Below are 11,431 nucleotides of genomic sequence, written 5' to 3' on the forward strand. Positions count from 1 at the left end.
ATTGACATCGGTCAGTGTTCCGTAAGTATATTCCGATATATAGTTGAAATTGGAATGTGCATGCAACAGATTTGGTCCGATGAGGAGCTGAGAGCGCGTTGGATTGTAAGTGACGCGGAGCTTGGCCTGTTGAAGGGCATGTCTGAGCGGCGGTGTCTGACGCTTTGCTATTACCTCAAGTATTTCCAACTTCACGCGCAGTTTCCCACGTCGTTGGATTTTGTCTCTGCGCAGGTGCTTGAGTTTCTGGCGTCGCAGATTGGTAGCGCCGAAGATCATGGGCTTCCGGTCGTTCCGAAGAGAACGGCTCGCTTTTACCGACGCCAGGTTATTGCGTTTCTCGACATTCAGCACTTTGACAAGGAGGCCCGCGCGGTTTTCCTGGATTGGCTTGTCGAGGCCGTTTTGCCGACCGCTTCAAATGAGGCGACATCGGAGGCTGCCATTGCAGAATGGTTCTTGTCCATGCGAATGATCCGCCCCAGGGCCAAAGCTCGGGCAAACCTGATGGCGAAGGCAGAGCGTCGGTTTGAGCGCATTCTGTTTGCCAGGGTCGCAGGTCGGCTTTCCGATGACCATCGGGCGCGCCTTGATGCCCTGCTTGAGACGGCGGATGGCTTTTCTTCCTTTGCCGAAGTGTCGCGCAGTTCCGGTGCAGCCAGCGTGGAAAATGTGCTCAGAACGGTGACACGCCTGGAAACTGTTCGAGCAGTCGGTTTGGATCAGTCGATCCTGGTGGATGTGCATCCTGATATTGTTGAACGGTTTCGGTTGCGGGCGGGCACAGAAGATGCGTGGGACATGCGCCGGCACCCGGATGAAACGCGATATGCGTTGCTATGCTGTTTTCTTATTCCCCGCGCGGCCGAGTTGACCGACGAACTCGGTGATCTTCTGATCAGCATCACCCACAAGATATCTGCCCGTGCGGAAACCAAGGTCATCAAAGAGCTTGTGGCCGAGTTTCGCAAGGTCGAAGGCAAAACGACGCTCCTGTTCAAGATGGCGCTCGCAGCAGAAGCTGAACCGACCGGTCGAGTGTGTGATGTGATTTTTCCGGTGGTCAGCCAGAAGACCATCAGCGATCTGGCCAACGAATATCGTACGGAGAACCCGTCATTTTCGTATCGTGTGCATCGTAAGATACGCCGATCCTATGCGCAGCATTACCGGCGCATTCTTCCCGTGATCCTCAAGTCACTCACCTTTCGGTCAAACAATCAGGGCTGGCGCCCGCTATTGGATGCCATTGAAGTATTGGCCGCAGATACAAGCAGGAAACCACAGTACTTTTCTCTTGATGAGGTGCCGCTTGACGGTGTTGTCAGACCCAAGTGGCGAGATATTGTCATTGAGCCCGGACCAAGCGGGCAATCCCGGATTAACCGCCTCAACTATGAGATTTGTGTCCTTCAAAGCCTGAGGGAGCGTCTGCGCACCAAGGAGGTATGGATTGAAGGTGCGGCCAGATACTGTAATCCGGATCAGGATCTGCCACAGGATTTCGATGACAAAAAGGAGCAGTATTTCCGGGATATTGGACAGCCATTGGAAGCTGATCTTTTTGTCGAACGCCTCAAGGGTGATCTCATCGCCGCCCTGGATGTGTTTAACCGCGATCTGCCCTCAAACAATGACGTGGCGCTGAAATCGCGGGGCGGGAAAATCCGGATATCGCTCAAACCACTGCAGGCCCAGGATGATCCGACAATGCTGGATGCGCTGAAGGAGGAATTGACCCGCCGATGGCCCATGACCAACCTGCTGGATGTGCTCAAGGAAGTCGATCTGCGTATCGGCTTCACCAAATCCTTCCCCACGGCGGCCGCGCGACAAGCCCTGTCCGGCGATGAGGTGTCCCGCAGGCTTCTACTGGCGCTCTATGGGATCGGGACGAATATCGGGCTCAAGGCCATCGCGGCCGGACCACACAATGTGACCTATAAAGAGCTGCTCTACATTCGGCAGCGTTTCATTCACAAAAATGCATTGCGCGCCGCAACCCGTGCCATTGCCGATGCCACAAACCGTGTTCGCGCCACAGACATCTGGGGTGATGGCAGCAGCAGTTGCGCGTCAGATTCTACCCAGCTCGGGTCCTGGGATCAGAACCTGATGACCGAGTGGCATCAGCGTTATGGCGGGCGTGGTGTCATGATCTACTGGCACGTTGATGCCCGCGCGACCTGCATCCATTCACAGCTGAAACAGGTATCTTCCTCAGAAGTGGCGTCGATGATCGAAGGTGTCCTGCATCACGGTACCGATTTGGAGATTGACCGCCAGTTTGTTGATACCCACGGCCAGAGCGTTGTCGGTTTTACCTTCTGCTCTTTGCTGGGGTTTGATCTCATGCCCCGGTTCAAAGGAATAGCGCGGCAAAAGCTGGTGCGGGCTCTTCCAAAATCCGAACGCGCCTATCCAAATCTTGAGCCGCTTTTCGTGTCCAAACCGATCAATTGGGATCTGATCGCTCAGCATTATGATGAGATGGTCAAGCTGGCGACTGCCCTGAAACAGCGGACCGCGGAACCAGAGGCCATTCTGCGCCGTTTCATCCGCGGCCAAAGCCACCCGGTGTTTGCGGCGCTTCTGGAACTCGGCAAAGCGGCAAAGACAATCTTTTTGTGCAAATACCTTGGCGACAAGGATTTGCGGCGCGAAATCAATTCTGGCCTCAACGTGATTGAGCGCTGGAACGGGGTGAACGACTTCATCTTCTATGGCAACGGTAATGAGTTGGTATCCAACCGGCGCGACGATCAGGAGGTCTCGGTTCTGTCACTGCATTTGTTGCAGGCCAGCATGGTCTATGTGAACACGCTCATGATCCAGGATATCCTCGCGGATCAGGTCTGGCGCAAGAAAATGACCAACCGCGACATGGCGGCACTGAACCCTCTGCCACACAGCCACATCAATCCATACGGAGTCTTTGATCTCGACATGAATACGCGCCTGCCCCTGAATGACATGCCGGTGGCGGCATGATCTATTCCGAAACTTATAACAAACGGAACAATATTATCTGGACGCAAAATCAACACCTTGCGAAATCCGTAATTCTGTTCCGTATAGGTGGCCGAAAAACAGGTGTAGAACCATGCTGATTGGCTATGCACGGGTTTCCACGACAGGACAAAACCTGGAAAGCCAGATCGAACACCTGCAGACGGCGGGTTGCGATAAGATGTTCCAGGAAAAACTGACTGGCTTTGACCGCCGTCGCCCACAGCTAGAAAAGATGCTCAAAACCCTACAGCCGGGCGATACTCTCATTGTCACCAGCCTGGACCGGCTGGCCCGATCTACCCATGACCTCTTCGCTATTACTCAAAAAATAGAAACATCTGAGGCATCGTTTCGGTCTCTTCGGGAGCCCTGGGCGGATACCACCAGCTCCATGGGAAAGTTCTTACTAACTGTTTTTGCCGGACTTTCTGAACTGGAGAGAAACCTCATCAATGAACGAACCGACGAAGGCAGGACATCAGCCAAAAAACGCGGTGTGAAATTCGGACGAAAACTCAAGCTCACAATCCACCAGCAAGATCAAGTCAGAACCATGCTACAGGAAGGCCAATCCATCCGCGCCATCGCTCGACATTTCAACGTCGGCGTCGCTACAATCGACAGGATCAAGCGATCAACCCACCAGAGTTGAAAATCTTGCCGTTTTTACCCCCTTCGTGCGTACATGGCCAATTCCAGGCCAAGGACTGCGCCAACGCGGTGCGTGGTGCCTTGACCGGATCACGGGTTTTCCCGGCGAAGTATGCCAATACCTGCTGGTCCTTGATTGTCGAGAATGACGGTGTCAAGGTGGACGCTACCGATGAACCGACCGAGGAAAAGATCGCTAGCGTGGACGATTTTATCATTTAACCCGGCGAGACCACCGACTTTCGCAAGGCAACATTCGAGGAATCCGAGAGCTGGTACAACGCGATCACCGCGGACATGTCCGGTTGGGCGAAAACCGGGCAGCAAAATTCAATCATCCGCAAGCAGGCTGGTCAAATTCGCCGCCGCCGCTTTCAGCATTTCGACATGCGCAACGGCATCGGTCAGGCTGAGCCTTTGTTCCGGTGCGTGAAATGACAAAGTCGAGACCAACCTGCCATTGCCTTCCTCAATCGGCACCGCGATGGCGATCATACCTTCCATGAACTCGCTATTGTCAGTGGCATAGCCGCGTTCGCGGATTTCCACGGCTTCGGCCATCAGCTGCCCGGGGTCCGAGACGGTTGTCGCTGTTTTAGCGGCCAGATCAGCGGACATTGCGTAGCTGCGCAGGTGCCGGCGGTCGAGGCTGCTGAGATACATCTTGCCACTGGCGGTGCAATAGAACGGCACGCGCGTGCCCACCGGAAGTTGGATGCGCAGCGGCCATTTGGTTTCGACCCGGTCGAGATAGACCATCGCATCGCGATCCGGGATGGCGATGTTGCAGGTCTCGCCGATCTCATCTGCCAGTTGGTTGAGAATGGCCAGCCGCGCGGTCCTGATCCGTAGCGATGACAGGATGCCGGTGGACATCTTGCGCAAACGAAGGCCGGGGGAATACCCCCGACCGTCAATCTCGCGTTGGATGAAACCCTCTTGTTCCAGCGTGGTGAACAGACGGTGGATCGTGGGCTTTGGCAGTCCGAGGCGCTGGTTCACCTCGGTTGGTGTGACGGGAACCCCGGCCTCGGCCATGGCTTCAAGTACCATGAGCAGTCGCAGGTTGGTCGGGATTGCCGCTTCTTTGCCGCCAGTATCCAAAATGCCGTCCACTTGTTTGGCTCACATAACTCGTCTTAGCCCGATGGGATCAGGATCGTCGACAGCGTTGGCACCAGGGCCACGATGATCCAGACCGACAGAAGGGCGAACAGATAAGGCACCGTGTAGCGCAACAGGCGGAAATAGGGAACGCCCGTCACCCCTGATGCGACATAAAGGTTAAGCCCATAAGGGGGCGTGATGAACCCAATCGACGCACCCACCAGGAAGATCACCCCAAACTGCACCGGTTCGACCCCAACGGAATGGGCGATGGGCGCCAGAATGGGGGCGAGGATGATGGTGACCGGCAGGCTTTCCAGCACCATGCCCGCGACAAACACAATCGCCATCGAGGTAAACAGCACCGCATAATAGCCGCCCATGCTGCGGACGAAGTCGCCGATGAACTGCTGTGCGCCCAGAACCGACAGAATCTGCTGCATCACCACCGAGACCGCGATCAGCGGTGCCAGAATGCCTGCGATCTGCGCCGAACGCATGGTGATTGAGGGCAGTTCCAGCGGGCCGAAGCCCTTGACCACCAGATACTCTGTAATACCGCGCTCGCTGAAATCGCGCTCCTCGGAAGGCGAGCCCATCAGCTTGTAGATCGGCAGGCTGCAAAAGCCCACGATGATGCAGAAACCCACGGTGACACCGGCCGCTTCGGTCGGAGAGAACTTGCCGGTATAGATGCCCCACAACACCAGACCGATCGCGAAGAATCCCAACCAGGCGCCGACCGCGGTTTTGAACACGCGGCCGAATTGCAGCCGGATCAGATGCCCCCAGCCGTTGCGGGTGCAGATCACGAAGGCCACCAGCATCATGCCGCCAACCATCATCGCACCAGGGATAATGCCCGCCACGAAAAGCTCGGAAATGGGCAGGTTCAGCAGGAAGCCGTAGACGATGAAGATGATCGAGGGCGGGATGATGATCCCGACCGTGCCACCTGCAGCGGCAGTCGCCGCCGAGAAGCGCTCGTCATAACCGCCCTTGACCATCTCGGGATGCAGCATCGACCCGATCGTGGCTGTAGTGGCCGAGTTCGAGCCCGAAATGGCCGCGAACAGACCGCAGGCCCCGAGGCTGGCCATAGCCAGACCGCCGCGTAGCCAGCCCAGACAGGAATAAGCGAAATCGCTGAGCCTGCGGGCAATGCCTGAGCGGTTGATCAGGTCACCGGTCAGAATGAAAAGCGGCATCGCCAGCAGGGCGAACCCGTCGGTGAACACATCCGCAAGCGCAGAGCCGGTGTTGATCAGCGGCAGGCCGAGGACAAAGCTCATCCCGATGACCCAATAACCGATGACCAGAAAGACCGGCACACCCAGCATGAACAGGAAGGTGACCCCTAGCGAAATCAATGTAACCCAGTTTCCGTCTGTCATGGTCTTCTCCTCAATCCGCGCCGATGGCGACAGGGGCGATCAACGGTGCGCCCGTCTGAAGGTTTTTCAGGTCGGTGAGCCAATTCTCCATTGACCGCGCCGCGATCAGGATGAAACTCAGTGGAACCGAGACCAGGAACCACCATTGCAGCACGTTATCTGTGCCCAACAGAATCTGGAAATTTGCCGCCGAATTGGCTGCAACCTGCGTCGAGGTGACAACAACGATCCATGAAAACCCGATCCACAGCACCGCATCCAGGGACAGGCACAGAAATTGCAGCGTCCTTGGCATGTTGGTGCGAAACTCGGCAAAGGCCAGATGGGTCCTGAGCTTGACGTTATAGGCACATCCGGCCCAGGTCATGATCAGGAAAAGAAAGGGCGGCAGGGTCGTCGACCAAGGCGCCTGCACATTCAAAATGAAGCGCCTGAACACCTCGACAAAGATGATGACGCCGATCAGCAGATAGGTCGACACCATCACCGTGGATTCCAGATTCCGCTCGACCCAGGGGACATATTTGTAGAGCAATAAAAAGAACGCCCCACCCAATAGCGTGGCAAACGCGCCGACCACCCAGGCCGCGTCGGTCTTGAGTGCTTCACTGATCATCCAGGCGTCATTGGATAGAACCGCGCTGAAGATCTCCGAGATATCGCTGACAATAGTCGTCATGATCTGTCTCCTCCCTGAGACCGACAATAGCGTATGTGTGAATATGCGGGATTTGATCGGCGGCGGGGCTCGCCCGCCGCCTGACCTGAGTGTTTAGGCTTTCCACCAACGGCGCGGTTCGACATTTTCCGGCTTCATATCGGCAGGCACTTCGCGCGCGATGCGATGCAGCTCGGTATAGGTGTCGATGCCACCGGCCCACTTGTTGATCCGCTCGCGCCACTGTTCCCATGGTTCGGGCTGATATTCGGGCGAGCACATTTCTTCGGCCAGCTTGATCTGTTCGTCCGCCAGGAACGCGTTGCGCACGTCGTTTTCGGCAAAGATCGTATCCGGCAGTTGCGGGTCCGAGAAGCCAACGGTCTTGACCAGAGCAGCCTCGTTTGCCGCCTGTACATGTACCTGCGCCAGATAGGAGGATTCCAGAACCGCGTCCTGCAGGTGTCCGTCCAGGCTGTCGAACACCTTGGCCGACATAGAGGTATGTTCGGTGCCGCAAAAGAACCGCAGGTCGACAGATTGCGTCACGACCGGTGCCATGTTGGCATAGGCCACCGCAGACGCCCAGGTTTCCGCGCCGTCGATCAGGCCGGTCTTGAGGCCGTCGAGCGTTTCTTCCCATGCCACCGGAACCGGGTTCAGTTGCAGCAGCTGCATCGCGATCCGGCCCAGCTGGGTGCCTGTCACGCGGTTCTTGGTGCCAAAGAGTTCTTCCAACTTGGTCACGGTGGGTCTTTCGGCAAAGGACTGACCCATCTGCAGCCCGCGCAGTTCGCAATGGCTGAACAGGAATTTCAGACCGTGACGCTTCTCCAGCGGCTCGCGCAGGATGGCGTTTGATTCTGGGCTGTAGAGGAAGTGATACTGCGACGCGCGGCCCGGGAACACATAGGCATAGTCGAGCACGTTCAGGTAAGGCGCTCCACCGGCCGAGTTCTGGGTCGAGGCGGCATAGATGTCGACGATACCGTTCTGGGTTTTTTCAACGCAGGACAGCTGGCCGCAGATCTGGTTGTCCCCGATGAATTCGACCCGGATTTCACCATCGGTGCGCGATTCCAGATCGCGGGCGAATTCCAATGCACCGGCGCGTTCGATCAGAAGGTTGCGCGCGTTGAACCCCGACGCACCGAATTTCAGCGTGTGCTTGGCCTCTTTCGCGAAGCGCTTTTCATAGGTCGATTCGGCAGCGGCGGCGAGCGATGGCAGCGATGCGATCCCGCCCAGAGACCCGGCAGCGAGCAGGGTCGACGACAGACCATACTGTCCTGAGAGCTTAAAAAGGTCCCGCCGCGATATTCTGCTGAGCTTGTCAGCTACTTTCATGGATTCTTCCTCCCGTGGTACAGAATTCTCGTTATTGAGACTTGTGGTATCATTTTTAGTGGATTAAAGATGGTGACGCAAGGAAAACTTGCACGAGACCAGTCCCGATCTGGCGGAGGGCCAAAAAATGCAGACACAACAAGCTGATTACATCGTGGTTGGAGGAGGATCGGCGGGCTGCGTCCTGGCGAATCGTCTGAGCAAGGACCCGGCAAATCGTGTGATTCTGCTAGAGGCGGGTCCGCGTGACTGGAACCCGTGGATTCACGTTCCGGTCGGGTATTTTAAAACCATGCATAACCCGTCGGTGGACTGGTGTTACCGGACCGAGAAGGATGAAGGCCTGAATGGTCGCGCCATCGATTGGCCGCGCGGCAAGGTTTTGGGCGGGTCGTCTTCGCTCAACGGACTGCTCTATGTGCGTGGTCAGAAAGAGGATTACGACCGCTGGCGTCAGATGGGCAATGAGGGTTGGGGCTGGGAAGATGTGCTGCCGCTGTTCAAACGATCCGAGAATCAGGAACGCGGTGCGGATGAGTTTCACGGCACGGATGGTGAGTTGTCGGTGTCCAACATGCGCCTGCAGCGCCCGATCTGCGACGCTTGGGTCGCGGCGGCGCAAACAGCGGGCTATCCTTTCAACTCGGACTACAATGGTGCCACGCAGGAAGGCGTGGGCTATTTCCAGCTAACCACCCGCAATGGCCGTCGTTGCAGTTCGGCTGTGGCGTTCCTGAACCCGGCTCGTAAACGCCCGAACCTGCAGATCATCACCAACGCATTGGTGCAGCGCGTCGTGATCGAAGGCGGTTGCGCCACCGGCGTGCGCTATCTCGACAAGTCGGGGCAGGAATGTGAAGTGACGGCAACGCGCGAGATCGTGCTGTCCTCGGGCGCGATCAACTCGCCGCAGATCCTGATGCTGTCGGGCATTGGTGAGGCGGAGAAACTGAAAGAGAACGGCATCGAGGTGGCGGCCGACCTGCCTGCGGTGGGCAAGAACATGCAGGACCATTTGCAGGCACGTCTGGTGTTCAAGTGCAATGAACCCACATTGAATGACGAGGTGCGCAGCCTGATCAATCAGGCCAGGATCGCGATGAAATACGCGCTGTTCCGGGCTGGACCGATGACCATGGCCGCCAGCCTTGCGGTCGGGTTCATGAAAACCGGCCCGCATGCGGATACGCCCGACATCCAGTTCCACGTACAGCCCTGGTCCGCCGACAGCCCCGGCGAAGGGGTGCATCCTTTCTCGGCCTTCACCATGTCGGTCTGCCAGTTGCGGCCCGAAAGCCGGGGCGAGATCGTGCTGGACGGCCCGGACCCGCAAACCTATCCGAAAATTCACCCGAATTACCTGGCGACCGATCTGGATTGCCGAACCATCGTCGAAGGGGTCAAGATCGCCCGCTCGATCGCGCGCGAAGCGCCCTTGAAGTCCAAGATTTCGGAAGAGTTCCGCCCAACCAAGGACCTGCCGCTGGATGACTACGAGGGCACGCTGGACTGGGCACGCAGCAACTCCTCGTCGATCTACCACCCCACTGGCACCTGCAAGATGGGGCAGGGTCCGAACACGGTGGTGGATGCGCGGCTGCGGGTCCATGGCATTCGCGGATTGCGTGTGGCCGATTGTTCGATCATGCCCGAAATCGTCAGCGGAAACACCAATGCACCGGCGATCATGATCGGCGAAAAGGCCAGCGATCTGATCCTTGAGGATCAGGCCTGACCGGCCTGAATCGCGGATCCCGGCAGGCTCGTCTGTTTACCCTTTGGGATGTGCGAACAAGGCGCATTCGCGCTTTCCGTGCGCAAGCGCGGTTGTTTATTGATCCAATGCGGGCCAGAGTGCTGGCCATTGGGCACCTGTAGCGCATCCAATGCGCCGCGCGGGAACCCGTCCCAGCCGGAGGCGTCTTCAGTGCGCGCGAGAATACGGTGACCAGCGAGACGCAGACGGGTACCGGGCAGGGCGGGACCGCTCCGCTCAACCGGCCTTTGCTGGGGATCAACTTTTTCGCTGGCGATGTCACGGCCGGGTTCGGGCCCTATCTGGCCATTTATTTGCTCGCGCAGTTGCACTGGTCGCCGCAAAGCATCGGCTTTGCGTTGGCGCTCGGCTCCATCGTGACGGTTATCGCACAGACCCCCGCCGGAGCGCTGATTGACTGGACCAGCGCCAAGCGTGGATTGATGGTGGCCTGCATCTCTGCCGTTGGGGTGGCCGCGCTGACGCTGGTGATCACGGATTCGCAATATGCGATCTATGGCGCGCAGGCGACGATGGGTGTTGCGCTGGCCTTTCTGGGTCCGCTGATCGCCGCGATTACACTGGGCGTCGTCGGGCGTCAGGCCTTCACCCGGCAAACCAGCGCCAATCAGGCCTGGAACCACGCAGGCAATGTGGTGGCCGCCGCCATTGCTGCCGGGCTGGCTTTGGCGGGGTTTGTGGACGGGGTGTTCATCCTGATCTCGGTCATGTGCCTCGGCATGATCTTTTTCACCGCATTGATCAAACCCTCGCAGATCGACCATGAGGCCGCACGCGGCGGGGTCGCCGAAGACAGCGAAGGCCAGGAACAACCCAGCGGCTTTGCCACCATCCTCAGTGAGAAACGACTGATCATATTTGGCGCCTCGATCATCCTGTTCCACTTTGCCAATGCCAGCATGTTGCCACTGGTCAGCCAGAAAGTGGCCAGCGGAGGCGATACCAAATCGGGCATCGCCTTTACGTCGGCCTGCATCATCTCGGCCCAGTTCATCATGATCGCCATGGCCATACTCTGCGGCAAGACCGCCGATATATGGGGCCGCAAGCCACTGTTTCTGATGGCGTTTTCGATCCTGCCAATCCGGGCGCTGTTATACACGCTGACCGACAATTCGGTGGCGCTGGTGGCGATCCAGTCGCTGGACGGGGTGGCCAACGGAATCTTTGCGGTGCTGTTCCTGCTGATCGTGTCGGATGTCACCAAGGGCACCGGGCGGTTTAATGTGGCACAAGGCGCGCTGGCCACGCTGGTGGGGGTCGGGGCCTCGGCCAGCAACCTGATCGCCGAAGAGATCGTGCAGATCGCCAGCTATGACATGGCGTTTTATTTTCTTGCGGGCGTGGCAGTTCTGGGCGCGCTCATATTTGCGTTCCTGATGCCGGAAACCGCCCGGCACGCGCGCCGCGATCTGGCCGATTCCTCTCATTCGGAGACCTGACAAGCCGCGCTTCCCGTAGACCACGCAACCAATTCCGGAGAAT

Annotated in this window: 8 protein-coding genes and 1 pseudogene; 5 read left to right on the plus strand and 4 right to left on the minus strand. The window is 57.8% G+C overall.

Features of this window, described 5'->3' with window-relative positions; genetic code table 11:
• The first annotated feature begins 60 nt into the window (after nt 1–60).
• The 3 genes and pseudogenes from M3P21_RS16235 to M3P21_RS16245 all read left to right on the plus strand — a co-directional run.
• The gene (locus M3P21_RS16235; RefSeq protein ID WP_249711530.1) at nt 61–2,991 is read left to right on the plus strand and encodes a Tn3 family transposase; all 2,931 of its coding nucleotides are present in this window, start codon (nt 61–63) and stop codon (nt 2,989–2,991) included.
• Nucleotides 2,992–3,103: 112 nt separating this feature from the next.
• Nucleotides 3,104–3,664 carry a recombinase family protein gene (locus tag M3P21_RS16240; RefSeq protein WP_249711532.1) on the plus strand — a complete coding sequence of 187 codons (561 nt, stop codon included), beginning with the start codon at nt 3,104–3,106 and terminating at the stop codon, nt 3,662–3,664.
• 41 nt (nt 3,665–3,705) lie between these two features.
• Nucleotides 3,706–3,969 (plus strand): annotated as a pseudogene (locus M3P21_RS16245) (FCSD flavin-binding domain-containing protein); the annotation flags it as partial.
• Nucleotides 3,970–3,993: 24 nt separating this feature from the next.
• Here M3P21_RS16245 and M3P21_RS16250 read toward each other — a convergent pair.
• From M3P21_RS16250 to M3P21_RS16265, 4 genes are all read right to left on the minus strand, one after another.
• Entirely contained in the window at nt 3,994–4,779 is a 786-nt protein-coding gene (locus M3P21_RS16250; protein ID WP_373320052.1) for an IclR family transcriptional regulator, read from the minus strand.
• 23 nt (nt 4,780–4,802) lie between these two features.
• Nucleotides 4,803–6,164 (minus strand): TRAP transporter large permease, encoded by a 1,362-nt coding sequence (locus M3P21_RS16255; protein ID WP_249711534.1) that lies wholly within the window; start codon nt 6,162–6,164, stop codon nt 4,803–4,805.
• A gap of 10 nt (nt 6,165–6,174) precedes the next feature.
• The gene (locus tag M3P21_RS16260) at nt 6,175–6,843 is read right to left on the minus strand and encodes a TRAP transporter small permease (protein WP_249711536.1); all 669 of its coding nucleotides are present in this window, start codon (nt 6,841–6,843) and stop codon (nt 6,175–6,177) included.
• 93 nt (nt 6,844–6,936) lie between these two features.
• Nucleotides 6,937–8,169 (minus strand): TRAP transporter substrate-binding protein, encoded by a 1,233-nt coding sequence (locus M3P21_RS16265; RefSeq protein ID WP_249711537.1) that lies wholly within the window; start codon nt 8,167–8,169, stop codon nt 6,937–6,939.
• A 127-nt stretch (nt 8,170–8,296) separates the two neighbouring features.
• Here M3P21_RS16265 and M3P21_RS16270 point away from each other — a divergent pair, with 127 nt between their 5' ends.
• Together M3P21_RS16270 and M3P21_RS16275 are read left to right on the plus strand one after the other, a co-directional pair.
• The gene (locus M3P21_RS16270; RefSeq protein ID WP_249711538.1) at nt 8,297–9,904 is read left to right on the plus strand and encodes a GMC family oxidoreductase; all 1,608 of its coding nucleotides are present in this window, start codon (nt 8,297–8,299) and stop codon (nt 9,902–9,904) included.
• A gap of 209 nt (nt 9,905–10,113) precedes the next feature.
• The gene (locus tag M3P21_RS16275; RefSeq protein WP_249711539.1) at nt 10,114–11,388 is read left to right on the plus strand and encodes an MFS transporter; all 1,275 of its coding nucleotides are present in this window, start codon (nt 10,114–10,116) and stop codon (nt 11,386–11,388) included.
• The last annotated feature ends 43 nt before the right edge of the window (nt 11,389–11,431 follow it).

Origin of the sequence: Ruegeria spongiae (genome assembly GCF_023502395.1) — a bacterium.
In the GTDB taxonomy this organism is placed as follows: domain Bacteria; phylum Pseudomonadota; class Alphaproteobacteria; order Rhodobacterales; family Rhodobacteraceae; genus Ruegeria_C; species Ruegeria_C spongiae.

Excerpts from the sequence above, each read along its gene's own strand:
- M3P21_RS16240 (WP_249711532.1), top strand. The coding sequence starts at position 3,104 with ATGCTGATTGGCTATGCACGGGTTTCCACGACAGGACAAAACCTGGAA.
- M3P21_RS16260 (WP_249711536.1), bottom strand. The coding sequence starts at position 6,843 with ATGACGACTATTGTCAGCGATATCTCGGAGATCTTCAGCGCGGTTCTA.
- M3P21_RS16255 (WP_249711534.1), bottom strand. The coding sequence starts at position 6,164 with ATGACAGACGGAAACTGGGTTACATTGATTTCGCTAGGGGTCACCTTC.
- M3P21_RS16265 (WP_249711537.1), bottom strand. The coding sequence starts at position 8,169 with ATGAAAGTAGCTGACAAGCTCAGCAGAATATCGCGGCGGGACCTTTTT.
- M3P21_RS16235 (WP_249711530.1), top strand. The coding sequence starts at position 61 with ATGCAACAGATTTGGTCCGATGAGGAGCTGAGAGCGCGTTGGATTGTA.
- M3P21_RS16270 (WP_249711538.1), top strand. The coding sequence starts at position 8,297 with ATGCAGACACAACAAGCTGATTACATCGTGGTTGGAGGAGGATCGGCG.